At 45.7% G+C, this 16,586-nt stretch carries 11 protein-coding genes; 9 read left to right on the top strand and 2 right to left on the bottom strand.

The features are described from left to right. Nucleotides 1-155 precede the first annotated feature (155 nt). Together melB and L4B77_RS11980 are read right to left on the bottom strand one after the other, a co-directional pair. The gene (gene melB / locus L4B77_RS11985; protein ID WP_429750668.1) at nucleotides 156-1,529 is read right to left on the bottom strand and encodes a melibiose:sodium transporter MelB; all 1,374 of its coding nucleotides are present in this window, start codon (nucleotides 1,527-1,529) and stop codon (nucleotides 156-158) included. Nucleotides 1,530-2,002: 473 nt separating this feature from the next. Next, complete coding sequence (locus L4B77_RS11980; RefSeq protein WP_429750666.1) at nucleotides 2,003-4,120, bottom strand: alpha-galactosidase; 2,118 nt, start codon at nucleotides 4,118-4,120, stop codon at nucleotides 2,003-2,005. A gap of 932 nt (nucleotides 4,121-5,052) precedes the next feature. Between L4B77_RS11980 and L4B77_RS11975 the strand changes: the two genes are divergently transcribed. The 9 genes from L4B77_RS11975 (at nucleotide 5,053) to nth (ending at nucleotide 16,478) form a co-directional block, all read left to right on the top strand. Further along, the gene (locus L4B77_RS11975; RefSeq protein WP_429750664.1) at nucleotides 5,053-8,154 is read left to right on the top strand and encodes a beta-galactosidase; all 3,102 of its coding nucleotides are present in this window, start codon (nucleotides 5,053-5,055) and stop codon (nucleotides 8,152-8,154) included. A 274-nt stretch (nucleotides 8,155-8,428) separates the two neighbouring features. After that, complete coding sequence (locus tag L4B77_RS11970; protein ID WP_429750662.1) at nucleotides 8,429-9,433, top strand: substrate-binding domain-containing protein; 1,005 nt, start codon at nucleotides 8,429-8,431, stop codon at nucleotides 9,431-9,433. A 269-nt stretch (nucleotides 9,434-9,702) separates the two neighbouring features. Then, the gene (rsxA, locus tag L4B77_RS11965) at nucleotides 9,703-10,281 is read left to right on the top strand and encodes an electron transport complex subunit RsxA (protein WP_261837686.1); all 579 of its coding nucleotides are present in this window, start codon (nucleotides 9,703-9,705) and stop codon (nucleotides 10,279-10,281) included. 2 nt (nucleotides 10,282-10,283) lie between these two features. Beyond that, a complete protein-coding gene (rsxB, locus tag L4B77_RS11960; protein WP_261837687.1) occupies nucleotides 10,284-10,877 on the top strand; it encodes an electron transport complex subunit RsxB in 594 nt (197 codons plus the stop codon). Nucleotides 10,878-10,884: 7 nt separating this feature from the next. Then, the gene (gene rsxC, locus L4B77_RS11955; RefSeq protein ID WP_429750660.1) at nucleotides 10,885-13,281 is read left to right on the top strand and encodes an electron transport complex subunit RsxC; all 2,397 of its coding nucleotides are present in this window, start codon (nucleotides 10,885-10,887) and stop codon (nucleotides 13,279-13,281) included. Continuing rightward, entirely contained in the window at nucleotides 13,281-14,327 is a 1,047-nt protein-coding gene (gene rsxD / locus L4B77_RS11950) for an electron transport complex subunit RsxD (protein WP_429750658.1), read from the top strand. The genes rsxC and rsxD overlap by 1 nt, the downstream gene beginning before the upstream one ends. A gap of 12 nt (nucleotides 14,328-14,339) precedes the next feature. Next, nucleotides 14,340-14,969, top strand: a complete 630-nt coding sequence (rsxG, locus tag L4B77_RS11945; RefSeq protein WP_429750656.1) for an electron transport complex subunit RsxG — start codon at nucleotides 14,340-14,342, stop codon at nucleotides 14,967-14,969. Continuing rightward, nucleotides 14,969-15,661: an electron transport complex subunit E gene (locus L4B77_RS11940; RefSeq protein ID WP_261837691.1), complete on the top strand. Its 693-nt coding sequence runs from the start codon at nucleotides 14,969-14,971 to the stop codon at nucleotides 15,659-15,661. The genes rsxG and L4B77_RS11940 overlap by 1 nt, the downstream gene beginning before the upstream one ends. Nucleotides 15,662-15,824: 163 nt before the next feature. Next, on the top strand, nucleotides 15,825-16,478 hold the full coding sequence (gene nth / locus L4B77_RS11935; RefSeq protein WP_429750653.1) for an endonuclease III: 654 nt from the start codon (nucleotides 15,825-15,827) through the stop codon (nucleotides 16,476-16,478). Nucleotides 16,479-16,586: the final 108 nt, after the last annotated feature.

The following is a 16,586-nucleotide window of genomic DNA, read 5'->3' as shown; positions in this document are numbered from 1 at the left end:
GCATCACTCGATGCGGCTTTTTGCGTTTTGGCTACAACAGAAATCAATAAGCTCGTTGTTCATCGACCAAGACCCATAAAAAACGCCTCACAAGGAGGCGTTTAGGCTGAGTGACTAAACTGAGCTTTACTCTAGGTTAAACGTCGCTTTAGCGGTTATGCTTCTGCTGTAACGACATTTGTTTGAGTCTCTTTACCCGCTTGATCTTTATCAAACCCTTCATGCAAGTGGTAGTAACGCTTATAAACAAGAGCACTTACCGTCATTAAAATTGCGGGAACTCCAACCATCATAAACTGCAGTCCCATGATAGTGCTGTCAGACTGTGCCACGTTTGGCACGTAGCCCACAACCGTTAAGCCAATACCGACAATGAAACCACCTGCCGCACCTGCAAACTTAACAAGCATAGTCTGAACAGAGAAGATCACACTCTCACTGCGACGACCTGTTTTATGCTCACCGTAATCCACGACATCAGCCAACATAACGGTTTGTAGTGCGTTTGCGATACCGACACCAAACTTGATTGCTGCACCTGCGATACCGATTAGAATCGCGTCACCTGGGGCGATAAAGCCCATGATAAGTAGCGTGATACAAGACAGCACAGGGAAACCACAAGCGATAACCCATAGATGCTTACGTGGCAACGCTGAAGCGATACGAGGGAATAAGAATACACCAGCAACTTCAGCAACACCTGCCACCATCATATATACTGGGAACAAGTCAGCATTGCCTAATGCGTAAGAGAAGTAGTAAATCGCAAAACCACCCACCAGCAAGTTAGCAATTTGGAACGACAATACCGTACCAATCAATACTTTTAGTTGGTCATTTTTACCAATGATAACCAACACATCTTTAAAGCTGAAACGTTCCGCTGGTTTAGCATTCGCGGGTGCAGCTTTTTCTTTTACATTACGAGCAATCAAAAACGCGCTCATCACGAACAGTACTGCAATCAACATAGCGACGTTGAAGAAGCCTTGTCCTTGGTCACCGTCACCCAATTTACCCACAATGTGTAAGCCATAAGTACCAGTAACAAACCAAGCTAAACTAGCAAACAATCGAGGCCAAACAACCAGCTTTTCACGTTCTTGACGAGAACTAGATAGCGCAGGAATCATAGACCAGTATGGAATATCCATAATGGTGTAAGTAAGGCCCCATAAAATATAAGCAGCTGCGGCATAAATGTATAACGTTGTGCCTTCAAACATGTGTGTACTGAAAAGACCAACTAACACCACCGCATTTAACAGGGTACCAATCACAATCCAAGGTCGGAACTTACCAAACTTAGAGCGGGTGTTATCTACGATGACCCCCATCATTGGATCGGTAACCGCATCGATAATACGCGCAGCTAAAAAAATAGTCCCCACGAACGCGGCAGAAAGCCCAGCGACATCGGTAAAGTAAAACATCAAGAAGATGTAGATTGGAGCACAGGCAAAATCTTTTCCAAGAGCGCCGAGCCCATAGGATAATTTGGTTTGTAGCGTAATTTTATCAGACATAATATTTCCTTAAGGCGCATAACTTCATCTCCTAACAGACGTTGAAACGCTCACCTTTTATTTATAATAATTCATCCACTTAAGCTCTATTTGGGAGTGACTCTGTGGTCATTTCTTAAAACGCTCAAGTATCAAGTCCGATGCTAATGTAACCATTCATGTTCACGGATGCTGTGATCACCGATCACTTTATGGAAACGTTTTCATTTCAACTTTAAAAGTGAGAACTTGAACAATAAAAATCAGCTACATTCGGGGAAAAACCTCGATTTAACGGATTAAAAGCCTATGCCACATCACTATTTATTTGGTAACGATTACAGAGACTCCGTATTCAACACCATTATTAGCGTTCGTCATCAATCCAAAAAACGTATTGCCGTTTATAAACACAATGACCGGGCTAAAGACCATAAAAAAACCGCGTCAGTCTCCTTACGCGGTTCACTCAATTCCAATATCAATACAAAAGCTTAACCAAGGCGCTCAAACTTAATCAACATCGCAGTTTCAGCATCGAGTATCGGCATTGTTAAACCCACCTCCGCACACCAAGAACCCGAAAGATCGCAACCCGATTCCGTCCAAGGTGGTTGATAGTTCACAATATCATCGTAATTGGCCGGCTTATCGATCACAGAGACCTTATATAGGCTTTGTGGATCGAGTCCAGGTATACGTAAATGACCACTCAACGAATTTGTTGGCATCTTCAGTTGTGCCACGATAACAACAGCCTCGGATTTATCTTCTGACACCACTGCATGTATTTGATGAGCGTTGTCCTCTGTCGGAATTCGCCATGTTCGTCCTGAGTGCAACAATGGACGTAACGTCTTATGCAGACGTATATAGCGTTCAAAGCCCAGTTTCTCTTCTTGAACTTCTTTCACTGGGTCTAATTCAATCCCCATATGGCCAAACAATGCGGTTAAACCTCGAAACTCAATACTATGACGACGACGAGTACTGTGGCAGTGACTCGCACCAATATGGCTTCCCATGACCTCAGGAGGGAAGAAGTAACTCATCCCACGCTGGATAGTTTGCCTTTCCAGAGCATCATTGTTATCAGAAGCCCAAAAACGCTGCGTTCGCTTAAGTACTTCAAAGTCAATACGTCCACCACCCGCCGCACAAGATTCAATATCCACGGTTGGATGCTTCTCGCGTACTTTATCAACTAACTCATAATAGCGAACAGTTTGTTGATAGGCCGCTGCCCTGCCTAAATGCGCGGGTTGTACAACTTCTCGGTTCATGTCCCACTTGATGTACGCGATATTATATTGGGTCAAAAAGTGATCGAGACGCTCAAATAAGAAATCGAATGTCTGTTGATTCTGAAGATCGATAACATATTGGTTGCGGCCAGTAGGTTGGTCATAACCGTCCACCGCGAGCAACCAGTCAGGATGAGCTCGGTACAAGTCGGAATCCTTATTGATCATCTCTGGCTCAAACCACAACCCAAATTCCATGCCCAACTGATTGACGTGTTCAACAATAGGTTCTAAACCATTGGGATATTTTTCTTCATCCAAGAACCAATCGCCTAATGCCGCCTTATCTCCGCCACGTCCTTTAAACCAACCATCATCAATGATAAAGCGCTCTACACCCATGCCAGCGGCTTGGCTGGCCATCGACATGATATAATCAGGGTCATGGTCAAAATAGATGCCTTCCCAAGTATTAAGATGAATAGGTCGAGGCTTTTGTACGAAAGACTCTGGCAAGATGCAATGGCGCACATGAGAGTGGAATTGGTGACTCATCCCATTTAGACCTTGCGAACTGAAGCTTGCATATAACCAAGGTGTCGTTATGCTTTCACCTTCATCCAACGCAACCTCACCCGGTAGATAAATCACTTCCGCTTGCACGTAGCGACGACCGTCTGCTTTTACATCTGCGCGCAGTCTGTGGTTACCACTCCAAGCGAAGTGAATACCCCATACATCACCTGACATTTCATTAAAGTTAGCCGTACCGACAACCATCGCAGGATAGTGTTCATGAGACGTTCGTCCACGACGGTTTTCTTGTTGATAGCCTCCTTGCAGTAAAGATTGACGTACGGTTTGGAACTCATACACCCAACGACCGTAGTACGTCATCAACTCATTGGCCCTTGCGGGTAACGGTAAGGTATTCGCCAAACGATTCACCTGATAAAGACCAGATTTAATATTGGTTAAGATGTGACGAGATTTCACAACATCATGTTTATCAAGGCACAACTCGGTGGTTAAACGTAAGCCTGCACGTACATCTTCACTCTCAATGAGTAAACTCGATGGGGTTTGTTGCACATCCGTGATCGAAAAAACAGGCGCCCAGCCCAATCCATTTCGGTGCCCTTCCAATGCTGGGCTGCTGAAAAGCCCCCGCCCGAGTTCAGGGCTCAGCGACAGAGCAACATCATTATCAAGACGCCCGTAAGGAACGGGTCTTTGAAGAGATACACGAAAGTTGGCTAGTTCGCCACGAACGGGCACTCCCCAATGCAAAATTTCGGCGAAATCACCAAGTTCAACGATCAGTTGCGAGTCGGTACCCGTAATTTCTACTAGGGATTTATTCGTCATTTTATTTAACCTTAACGCTTTTAATTACCCCTTATCATAATTATTGAGCTGAGAGTTTCTGTGATCAAACCCAAATCATGAAAACGTTTCCAATAAATGTTTTTAGATTCAACGATGACTCCCTAATCCAAGATTTACACCTACAGCCATAGAATCCAACAACGAAAAAATCGAACGATCGTACATAAAATGAAGCGCCATAACGTGATAAAAACAGAAGRCAAAAAGATAATAAAAATATAAAATTCAATAAATTACATAAAATCTGCACTTTAGAAATGCGTTCAAACATATTTCCCCTTGAACTCACCACACCACACTCGTATTCTTAGCCTTTAGAGTACAATTATGAAGTGTCTCCTGGGTCCTAACTTTTACACTCCAGCTTGACGGTATAGAACGCAATGCTTTTAGCCTAGCTTCGCATTGACGTTAATACTTACTTCCTTGTCTCACATGCCCAGTTATCCTTTTAACTGGGCTATTTTTACCTGCAGAAATCACCTCAAATCCCGTCAGGGCATAGCCTCGCGCCACCATTAACTCTATTCAACCACTAACACCAAAAGCTAACATAATACCAACAGTAGTAAATAACGAGTCATCCTCTTCAACACCCCAAAATAGAAAACGATTCCATTCAAAACCCACCCAAATCCACTACAACGCCTTCAATAATCAGACCAAAATCACACAAAACAACCGTACACTCACCAGAAACACAAAAATGCCAACCCCATCATGAAAACGTTTCCATGATTTATTTACACTCTCGATTGAGTTAGGACTCAAGCATAGAAATAACTCATCGGTAAAAAATAGAGGCACTTCATAAAGCCAGACACGAGTAACAAGATTCGCTGTCACAGCTTAAAAAACCGATGACTAATAGAATTATTACCCATATTGAACACTTTAAGAGTAGGAATACCATGAAGGCATTTTCAAACATCATCCAAAGACGCGATTGGGAAAACCCACAGTCTGTGAATATCCACTGCCTTAATGCGCACAGCCCATTATCAAGCTACCGCAACCTCAAGCACGCTCGCGACGGCAGTCAATCACAACGCAAATCTCTTAATGGACAATGGAAGTTCAAATACTTTGATGCACCTGAACAAGTTGACGGTAAATTTATCGAAACAAGTTTCAATGACTCACAATGGGACGAGATTACCGTACCATCGAACTGGCAAATGCAAGGCTACGATAAACCTATCTACGCCAACGTAAAATACCCATTTGAAGTGAACCCTCCGTTTGTTCCGGCAGAAAACCCAACCGGTTGTTACCGCACTCAAATTACGTTGACTAAAAATGACCTAAAGAACACCCAGCGTATTATCTTTGATGGCGTCAATTCCGCTTTTCATCTTTGGTGTAATGGCAATTGGGTTGGGTACAGCCAAGATAGCCGCTTACCTGCCGAGTTCGACTTAACTCAGTATCTAACTGTTGGCGATAATACGCTGTCTGTTATGGTGATACGTTGGTGTGATGGTAGTTATTTAGAAGACCAAGATATGTGGTGGCTAAGCGGTATCTTCCGTGATGTGACCTTGCTAGCTAAACCGAAGCAGTGCATTGAAGATGTGTTCGTTACGCCTAATTTAGACGCATGCTATCGCGATGGTTCACTGTCTATTGTCACCAAAATTACGGCACCAGACACTTACCAAGTTCAGGTTCAACTGTTTGACGGTGAAAACGCGGTGACTAAACCGCTTATCGATCGCCCTCATAATCGCCGCATTGACGAGCGTGGCACCTACGACGATGTGGTATTCCAAACTCTTCATGTTCGAGAGCCAAAGAAATGGAGCGCAGAAGTTCCTAACCTTTACCGAATTGTCGTGTCATTGCTTGATGAGCAAGGTCACCACATAGAAAGTGAAGCTTATCAAGTTGGGTTCCGTAAAGTCGAAATGACAGACGGTCAGCTAAAGCTAAACGGCAAACCGCTATTGATTCGCGGCGTCAACCGTCATGAGCATCACCCAGAGTTGGGGCATGTGATGACAGAAGAAGACATGATCCGCGATATCTGTCTAATGAAGCAGTACAACTTCAATGCTGTGCGCACCGCTCACTACCCTAACCATCCACGATGGTACGAGCTGTGTGACGAATACGGTTTATACGTGTGTGATGAAGCGAACATCGAGACCCATGGCATGCAGCCGATGAATCGCTTGTCTGCCGACCCACAATGGGCACACGCTTACATGAGTCGTTACACGCAAATGGTCATGCGTGATAAGAACCACCCTTCTATCATCATCTGGTCTTTGGGTAACGAGTCGGGACACGGCAGCAGCCACAATGCGATGTATGCTTGGTCGAAACAGTACGACCCTTCTCGCCCGGTACAATATGAAGGTGGAGGTTCAAATACCACAGCTACCGATATCATTGCGCCAATGTACGCACGCGTTAACAGTACAATCGAAGACGATGCTGTTCCAAAATGGTCTATCAAGAAATGGGTTTCTCTGCCTAACGAGCAACGCCCGCTGATTCTTTGCGAATACGCACACGCAATGGGTAACAGTTTAGGTAGCTTTAATGATTACTGGGATGCATTCCGAGAATACCCTCGCCTACAAGGCGGTTTCATCTGGGATTGGGTTGACCAAGGATTAAGCCAGTGGGATGAAAACGGTGAACACTTCTGGGCCTACGGTGGTGACTTTGGCGACACAATCAACGACCGTCAGTTCTGTATCAACGGTTTGATCTTCCCAGATCGCAGCATACATCCGACCTTAGAAGAGGCGAAATACTGCCAAAGAATGATCAGTGTTACGTTAGCAGAGCAAACTGAAAATCAATGCCGCCTAACGGTAACCAATGAAAACCTGTTCCGAGCGACTGACAATGAAATCTTACGCTGGCAATTGCTGGAAAGTGGCGTCGTGATTCAATCGGGGCAACAATTGTTATCCGTTGCTGAAGAGAGTAAACAAGAGCTGGTCATTGACCTCGCTTTCACACCAAAAGCACAAGCCGAATATCACCTCAACACCGATATTACTCTGATTCATTCAACCAAGTGGGCGAAAGAAGGCCATGTTTGTGCAACGGAGCAGTTTGCTTTACGTAACCATGCTGGCTTGCAACTCCCTAGCACTGCACATGGTTTGGCTCCTCAGTTAAATCAGCAAGACAATAAAGTCGTCGTGTCTAGCCTAGATGAAACTCATCAATGGCAATGGGATACACAGAGCGGCCTGTTGACCCACTGGACCGTGGATGGGCAACCACAAGTCATTAAGGCACCCGTCGATAATTTCTATCGCGCACCACTTGATAACGATATTGGTATCAGTGAGATAGACAACATCGACCCAAATGCATGGGCTTGTCGCTGGGAACTTGCAGGCATTGGTCAATGGGAACGTCAGTGTACAAGTTGTGTCGTGCAAGCACTCGCAGACTCAGTACAAGTGACGTCAGTATTCGCCTACCAATTTAATGGCCAAATCCAAGCGATTACAAAATGGCAATTCACCTTAAATAACCTAGGTGAAATGAAGATCGCGGTTGATGTCACCTTAGCCAATCACTTACCACCGATGCCGCGCATTGGCCTTGAAATGGAGCTGCCTTTACCACTCGAAACAGCCAATGAAACTCCGATTTCGTGGCAGGGATTAGGGCCATTCGAAAACTATCCAGACCGTTTGGCCGCGGCTCGATTCGGTTTACACAAACAAACACTGGATCAGATGCACACGCCGTATATATTCCCAACCGATAGCGGGTTACGTTGCGGAACCAAAAACTTAAATGTGGGAAATATCGGGATCGAAGGCGATTTTTCATTCAGTGTGAGTCAGTACAGCCAACAACAATTAACGGAGGCGAAACATACTAATGACCTGACTCATGAAGAGAAAATCTATGTGCGCATTGATCACCAACATATGGGCGTTGGTGGTGATGATTCTTGGAGCCCAAGTGTTCACCAAGAGTTTCAACTCACCGACCATCAATATCGTTATCAGGTTACACTAACAAGCGCAGCGTAAGTAGGTTCGGGCCAAGCCGCTTACTTTGAAGCCACTTGGTTCCTCTATTACTTTGGGTTACCTGTGATGACCTGACTTCACACGACAACAGCGCACACGCCAATGTGACTCAAAAGCCAAGCTCAAACCTAGAGCTTGGCTTTTTATTTTCAAACAATAACCCAATCAAAAAATAAACCATAAAAACTCATCATATTTGAAGTTTAGTATTTGAATTGCCTAACTATCCGTTGTTAAATCAACACACAGCGTATATTCAGTATAAGAGAGTGAAATGGCTACCATTAAAGATGTTGCGAAGGAAGCTGGCGTATCAATCGCAACCACATCTCGAGTCATCAACAACGCACCTCACACCAGTGAAACCGCAATTGCGGCGGTAAAATCCGCCATGGAAAAACTCGGCTATCGCCCAAATGCCAACGCACGTGCATTGGTCAGCAAGTCTTCAAACGCGATTGGAGTACTGGTTAATGATGTCTCCGCCCCGTTCTTTGGCTCGATGATTAAAGCCATCGATACCGTTGCAAGCGAGCAAGAAAAGCAGTTACTGATTGGCAGCGGTTACCATGACGCCACCAAAGAGCGCAATGCCATTAATCTACTGATCAACAGCCGCTGCGAATCACTCGTCGTTCATAGCAAAGGCATTAGCGATGAAGAGTTAGTCAAACTGGCCAATGAAGTGCCCGGAATGGTACTGATCAATCGTATTGTTCCCGATATCGAAAACCGCTGTATTGCTCTCGACAACCGCCGCGGCTCTTACATTGCCACCGAGTACTTAATTAAAAATGGTCACCAACACATTGGCTACATCTGCTCAAGTCACGATATTGAAGATGCTCACGACCGCTTAGCCGGCTATTTGGATGCATTAAAAGATAATGGTATTGAATCGAACGATGAGTACATCGAATATGGTGAACCTGACGAGTTAGGCGGTGAACAAGCCATGGTTAACTTAATGGCAAAAAACACAGATATCACGGCCATTGCAACCTATAACGACTACATGGCAGCAGGCTGTTTGGCGTTATTACAAGAAAATGGCGTTCGTATTCCAGAAGATATATCCGTTATTGGTTTTGATGACGGCCACATTGCTCGCTTCATTTACCCAAGGTTAACCACCATTCGTTACCCGATCCAAGTCATGGCAAACCAAGCGGTGAAACTCGCTCTGCAACTTGCAAGTGACGAACCAAAAGAGCACGCGGAACATAAGCTATTTATGCCTATTTTGGTGCGCAGAGCCTCTGTTCGAAATATTAATTAGCAACGTTCTGGTTCATAAAGGCTGAGTAATTTCGTTCCTCGATACTTTTTACAGAAAAGGAAATAGGATTGATTTGATGTGTTGTCATTCGGTTAATCTTATTTTTCATTCCCATCAAATACCCACCTATACTTAATCGGAGGCATCTTAATCAAACGGTTACTCGTTGATTTTTTCACCAAGCGTCTAAATCCCTAGTGATCCTTGGTTGTTATTAGGTGAGCAAAGCAGGATAATATCGGGATCGGAATCTCAAGAATTAATCCATTATGACCGAATACCTTTTGTTGTTGGTTGGCACAGTACTGGTCAATAACTTTGTGCTAGTGAAATTTTTAGGACTATGTCCATTTATGGGAGTCTCCAAGAAACTGGAGACTGCGATTGGCATGGGCCTCGCGACGACTTTCGTTCTGACGTTAGCGTCGGTCTCTGCATACCTAGTGGAAACCTACGTCCTTACCCCTCTGGGTATTGAATACCTGCGCACCATGAGCTTCATCTTGGTTATCGCGGTGGTGGTTCAATTTACCGAAATGGTCGTACACAAAACCAGTCCAACCCTATATCGCCTATTGGGCATCTTCTTACCCCTCATCACCACCAATTGCGCAGTGTTAGGTGTGGCACTTTTGAACATCAATGAAAATCACAACTTCATTCAATCGATCATCTATGGTTTCGGCGCTGCGGTTGGATTCTCGCTCGTTTTGATTCTATTTGCAGCGATGCGTGAACGTATTGCGGTAGCCGATGTTCCAATGCCATTCAAAGGCGCATCGATTGCGATGATTACAGCAGGCCTAATGTCTCTGGCATTTATGGGCTTTACCGGATTGGTGAAGTAAGCATGAGTACCATCTTAATTGCAATCATGGCACTCGCCGTATTAGCCGCCGTTTTTGGTGCCATTTTGGGCTTTGCATCCATCCGCTTTAAAGTAGAAGCCGATCCGATCGTCGATCAAATCGACAGCATATTGCCGCAAACTCAATGTGGTCAGTGTGGTTACCCTGGTTGTCGCCCATACGCAGAAGCGATCGCTAACGGAGACAAAATCAACAAATGTCCGCCCGGCGGCCAAGCAACCATTGAGAAGCTTGCCGACTTAATGGGTGTAGAAGTTGAAGACTCCGCCCATGACTTAGATAACAAAGTAAAAACCGTTGCCTTCATTCATGAAGATATGTGTATCGGCTGTACCAAGTGTATTCAAGCCTGCCCTGTTGACGCCATTGTTGGTGGTACCAAGGCACTGCACACCGTCATTAAAGATGAATGTACAGGTTGTGACCTCTGTGTTGCACCATGCCCAACCGACTGCATCGAAATGATTCCAGTGGCAACAACGACGGACAATTGGAAATGGCAGATGAACATCATCCCTGTTACTGATATCACTAACCAAGCAACTGATGCGACCGCGTCAGAGCCTAAAGCATAGGGTTAGTATGATCTCTTTAATTGAACAAATTCGCACGGGCTCTATTTGGAATTTTCCAGGCGGTGTGCACCCAGCTGAAAACAAAACACAGTCCAACACGACTGATATCATTCATGCAAGGCTCCCACAACAAATCATTCTTCCGGTGAAACAGCACATCGGTAAATCGGGTAACCTGTTGGTTACTGTGGGCGATACTGTACTAAAAGGCCAACAACTGACCGCCTTAGACACGGGTTTTACTTTACCAGTACACGCACCAACATCGGGTGTGATTACCGCGATCGAACCGCGAACCACCGCTCACCCTTCAGGCTTGAGTGAATTGAGTGTCGTGATTAAACCAGATGGCTTTGACACTTGGATTGAAAAAAAACCAGTTGACGATTTTTCGACAAAGACTTCTGACGAATTGCTTGATGTGATTCGCCAAGCTGGTATTTCAGGCATGGGCGGCGCAGGCTTCCCTACGGCTAAGAAGCTTCAATCCGGCTTAGGTCGTACTGACATTTTGATCGTCAATGCAGCGGAATGTGAACCTTACATCACCTCTGATGACAAGTTGCTTCAAGAACATGCCGACGAAATATTAAAAGGCATCGAAGTGGTTGAACACATCCTTCAACCTAAGTTGACGGTTATCGGCATTGAAGACAACAAACCAACGGCCATTAAAGCACTTGAGATAGCAGCAAAAGACAAAGATATCGTCATTCGTGTTATCCCTACCAAATACCCTTCTGGTGGTGAAAAACAACTGATCAAGATCCTCACCAATAAAGAGGTGCCTGCTGGCGGCATTCCTGCGGATATTGGCGTGTTGGTTCAGAACGTCGGCTCTCTCTACTCGATTAAGCGAGCGATAATCGACGGCGAACCTGTGATTAACCGCGTTGTGACATTAACTGGCAACACTTTCAAGCAACCTCGTAACGTGTGGGCGCTACTTGGCACACCAGTACATGAGTTACTTGAAGAGTTTGATTACAAAGCCGATAAAAAACTGCCGCGTTTGATTATGGGCGGCCCAATGATGGGCTTCACCTTGCCACATACCAATGTGCCCATTACCAAAACGTCGAACTGTATTTTAGCGCCAACACGTCGTGAAATTTCACCAAGCACTTACGAGATGGAATGTATTCGTTGCAGCGCTTGTGCCGAAGCTTGCCCTGCTTCACTGCTTCCTCAACAACTGCAATGGCATGCCAAAGCCAACGAATTGGACAAGTGTGAAGAACTCAATATCAAAGACTGTATTGAATGTGGTGCTTGTGCGTTTGTCTGCCCAAGTGAAATCCCGCTTGTTCAGTACTATCGCCAAGCGAAAGCCGAAATCAAAACAAGAAAAGACGAAGCAATGGCGGCTGAGCGCGCCAAGATTCGTTTTGAAGAGAAGAACGCTCGTATGGAGCGTGATAAAGCTGAACGTGAAAATCGTTTCAAAAAAGCTGCTGATAACCGTCGTAAGGACATGAAGTCAGCGAACGGTGATGATGCGATAGCCGCTGCGATTGCTCGCGTTAAAGCGCAAAAATCCGCGGCTGATCAAGATACGTCAGCAGAACCCAACGTAAAACCCGCAGTCGCCGCTGCCATTGCTCGAGCGAAAGCCAAACAAGCTGCGGCTCTGAAAGCAAATGACGCAGAGCCAGACAACTCTGAAATGTCTAAACTGCGTGAAGAGCGTAAGAAACTAGCTCGAGAGCGTAAGGCCCAGCAAGCTGAACCCGCTTCTGAGGCTCCGGTTGAAAGTTCCGGCGATGCTAAGAAAGACGCTGTTGCCGCGGCTATTGCTCGCGCGAAAGCCAAGAAAGCGCAGCAAGCTGAACCCGCTTCTGAGGCTCCGGTTGAAAGTTCCGGCGATGCTAAGAAAGACGCTGTTGCCGCGGCTATTGCTCGTGCGAAAGCCAAGAAAGCGCAGCAAGCAGAGTCAGCTTCTGAGGCTCCAGCTGAAAGTAGTGGTGATGCCAAGAAAGACGCCGTTGCCGCGGCTATTGCTCGAGCGAAAGCCAAGAAAGCGCAGCAAGCAGAGTCAGCTTCTGAGGCTCCAGCTGAAAGTAGTGGTGATGCTAAGAAAGACGCTGTTGCCGCGGCTATTGCTCGCGCGAAAGCCAAGAAAGCGCAGCAAGCTGAACCCGCTTCTGAGGCTTCATCTGAAAGTCGTGGTGATGCCAAGAAAGACGCTGTTGCCGCGGCTATTGCTCGCGCGAAAGCCAAGAAAGCGCAGCAAGCAAAGTCGACCGAAGCATCTGATGTCGCGCCTGTAGACAAAATCAAGGCTGAGGCTCAACAAGAGCCCGTCGATCCTAAAAAAGCAGCCGTTGCTGCCGCTATTGCTCGCGCTAAAGCGAAGAAAGCGCAGCAAGAGCAAGACAAAAAGAATAATGAGGAGAAAGAGTAGTGGCCTTCTTTATCGCCAGCTCACCGCACGCGCACAGTCGTAGAAGCACCCCAGATATAATGAAGTGGGTCGCTATTTGTGCCTTGCCAGGTCTGTTAGCTCAAACCTACTTCTTTGGATGGGGTACACTCATTCAATTAGTCTTTGCTATTGTACTTACTATTGCCTTTGAAGCCGCTGTCATGCTGCTCAGAAAGCGCCCACCCATGATGGCGCTGCGTGATTACAGCGCGGTTGTGACTGCATGGCTGCTGAGTGTCGCAATTCCTCCACACTCTCCGTGGTGGATATTAGTGATAGGTATGTTCTTCGCAATTATTATCGCCAAACATCTATACGGCGGGCTGGGGCAAAACCCATTTAACCCAGCGATGGTGGCTTACGTTGTTTTGCTGATCTCATTCCCAGTTCAAATGACCAGTTGGAATCCACCGACCAGCTTAGCGGCTAACGCAACGAGCTTTGTTGACTCATTCTTGATGATCTTTACTGGCTTCAATAATGAAGGGCTGTCTCTACAACAAGTCCGTTTAGGTATTGATGGCACCACAATGGCAACACCACTCGATGCATTTAAAACTGCATTAACGGCAGGCAATACAACGTCAGAAGCTCTATCCCAACCTCAATTTAGCTGGTTAGCTGGCGTGGGTTGGGAATGGGTAAACCTTGCTTACCTTGTTGGCGGCCTAGTACTGATCAAACAGCGTGTGATTCAATGGCATATCCCGGTGGCGTTTCTGAGCAGCTTGACCCTATTTAGCCTAGTATTCTTGATGCTCACTCCCGGTGAAACCGCGTCGCCAACCATTCATCTCTTGTCTGGTGCGACTATGCTCGGCGCATTTTTTATTGCGACCGACCCAGTTTCCGCCTCAACCACAGTCAAAGGTCGTTTAGTATTTGGTGCTCTGATCGGTGGGCTTGTATTTATCATCCGCAGTTGGGGTGGCTTCCCTGATGGCGTCGCGTTTGCTGTATTGTTAGCCAACATGTGTGTTCCACTGATTGACTACTACACCAAACCTCGTACATACGGCCATTAAGGAGCGGATACCATGCTAAAGACAATTAAGAAAAACGGCCTTGTTCTTGCGATTTTTGCATGTGCTTCAACGGGGTTAGTTGCAGTGACTGACTACCTGACTAAAGACAAAATCAAGCAACAAGAGCAAGCTCAATTACTCTCTATACTTAACCAAGTGATCCCGCTTGATCTGCACGACAATCAACTGTTTTCAGCCTGTACTCTAGTTCAAGCAGAAGAGCTCGGTACAGACCAAGCAATGCCCGCTTACATTGCTCGACTTAATGGTAAACCAACCGCGATTGCGATCGAAGCAATTGCACCAGATGGCTACAACGGCGCGATTAAAGTGATTGTTGGGATGAAAATTGATGGCACAATTTTAGGAACTCGTGTTCTTTCCCATCAAGAGACTCCGGGCTTAGGGGATAAGATTGATCTAAGAGTGAGTGATTGGATTCTCTCATTCACGGGTAAACAAGTGACGGAATCGAACCTCGACCATTGGAAGGTTCGTAAAGATGGGGGTGACTTTGACCAGTTTACTGGCGCAACTATTACACCAAGGGCTGTCGTAAAATCAGTGAAACAAGCGGTTCAATACGTCAACCAAAACAACCAAGCATTGCTTGCTCAACCTCTCAATTGCGGTGGTGAATAATGAATGACCATAAAACACTAATTAAAAATGGCATGTGGGCGAATAACCCTGCCCTGGTACAACTTCTTGGGTTATGTCCGCTGTTGGCCGTATCATCAACGGTAACGAACGCACTTGGGCTCGGGATTGCGACATTAATGGTCTTAGTCGGTTCGAACGTATCTGTCTCTTTGGTTCGTAACCACGTGCCAAAAGAAGTGCGAATCCCAGTTTTCGTCATGATCATTGCATCGCTAGTCACGTGTGTTCAACTTCTGATGAACGCTTACGCGTATGGGCTTTACCTCTCTTTAGGTATCTTTATCCCGCTTATCGTTACCAACTGTATCATCATTGGTCGTGCGGAAGCCTTTGCTTCTAAAAACGAAGTGCTGCCTGCTGCTCAAGATGGATTCTGGATGGGCCTTGGCATGACCTCGGTGCTGGTTGTACTAGGTGCGATGCGTGAGATTATTGGTAACGGAACCCTATTTGATGGCGCAGACCTGCTCCTTGGTGACTGGGCTTCGGTATTACGAATCCAGATATTCCAATTTGATAACAGCTTCTTGTTAGCCCTGCTTCCACCGGGTGCCTTCATCGGTGTCGGCTTTTTGATTGCCTTGAAAAACATCATAGATGACCGAACAAAATCTCGACTACCAAAACAAGAGAAACCTGTCATTGAACGCGCTCGCGTGACCAATGCCTGATAAGTGAAATTTGCTTAAACCCCGCAGAGTTAGCTCAACCACTCAACGGGAAAATTTGATCTAAATAGTACCTATAATAATGACGCTCATCAGAGCGCGTAACCGATAATAAAGCAGAAGTAATCCAAACTTCATGCCCAAACTATTTGAAAGTAATGTCGCTATGAATAATGTAAAACGAGTAGAAATACTTAAGCGTTTAAGAGAAAACAACCCGAAGCCTGAAACTGAGCTTAACTGGAACAGCCCTTTCGAGTTGCTGATCGCCGTGCTCTTATCTGCGCAAGCAACCGATGTCAGCGTCAATAAAGCCACTGATAAGCTTTATCCAGTTGCTAATACGCCGCAAGCGATTTTCGACCTAGGTGTTGATGGCTTAAAAGAGTACATCAAGACCATCGGTCTGTTTAACTCGAAAGCAGAAAACACCATTAAGACCTGTCGTATGCTACTTGACCTACATAATGGTCAAGTACCGGAAGATCGTGCAGCATTAGAAGCCCTTCCCGGTGTTGGCCGCAAGACAGCCAACGTCGTATTGAATACCGCTTTCGGTTGGCCAACCATCGCCGTTGATACTCATATCTATCGAGTATCAAATCGCACTAAACTCGCGATGGGGAAAACCGTCGACGATGTCGAAGCAAAGCTGCTTAAAGTTATCCCTAAAGAATTCAAACTGGATGTCCACCATTGGCTCATTCTTCATGGACGCTACACCTGCGTTGCGCGCAAACCCCGCTGTGGCAGCTGTATCATTGAAGACCTGTGTGAGTACTCTCCACCAAAAGAAAACGTAAAGAAAAAGAAAAAATAAATACGTTGAAATCCCTGAAGGCTCTTAAATGAGTCTTTTTTTTGCTTTTACAAAATTACCATTCACACCTATATTGGATTTGTGTGTAACTGACTTGTGATTTTGTAA

It is taken from the genome of Vibrio minamisatsumaniensis, assembly GCF_050337445.1.
GTDB classification, from domain to species: domain Bacteria; phylum Pseudomonadota; class Gammaproteobacteria; order Enterobacterales; family Vibrionaceae; genus Vibrio; species Vibrio artabrorum.
This window is presented reverse-complemented; position numbering and strand designations above follow the sequence as displayed.

Excerpts from the sequence above, each read along its gene's own strand:
- melB (WP_429750668.1), bottom strand. The coding sequence starts at position 1,529 with ATGTCTGATAAAATTACGCTACAAACCAAATTATCCTATGGGCTCGGC.
- L4B77_RS11980 (WP_429750666.1), bottom strand. The coding sequence starts at position 4,120 with ATGACGAATAAATCCCTAGTAGAAATTACGGGTACCGACTCGCAACTG.
- L4B77_RS11975 (WP_429750664.1), top strand. The coding sequence starts at position 5,053 with ATGAAGGCATTTTCAAACATCATCCAAAGACGCGATTGGGAAAACCCA.
- L4B77_RS11970 (WP_429750662.1), top strand. The coding sequence starts at position 8,429 with ATGGCTACCATTAAAGATGTTGCGAAGGAAGCTGGCGTATCAATCGCA.
- rsxA (WP_261837686.1), top strand. The coding sequence starts at position 9,703 with ATGACCGAATACCTTTTGTTGTTGGTTGGCACAGTACTGGTCAATAAC.
- rsxB (WP_261837687.1), top strand. The coding sequence starts at position 10,284 with ATGAGTACCATCTTAATTGCAATCATGGCACTCGCCGTATTAGCCGCC.
- rsxC (WP_429750660.1), top strand. The coding sequence starts at position 10,885 with ATGATCTCTTTAATTGAACAAATTCGCACGGGCTCTATTTGGAATTTT.
- rsxG (WP_429750656.1), top strand. The coding sequence starts at position 14,340 with ATGCTAAAGACAATTAAGAAAAACGGCCTTGTTCTTGCGATTTTTGCA.
- L4B77_RS11940 (WP_261837691.1), top strand. The coding sequence starts at position 14,969 with ATGAATGACCATAAAACACTAATTAAAAATGGCATGTGGGCGAATAAC.
- nth (WP_429750653.1), top strand. The coding sequence starts at position 15,825 with ATGAATAATGTAAAACGAGTAGAAATACTTAAGCGTTTAAGAGAAAAC.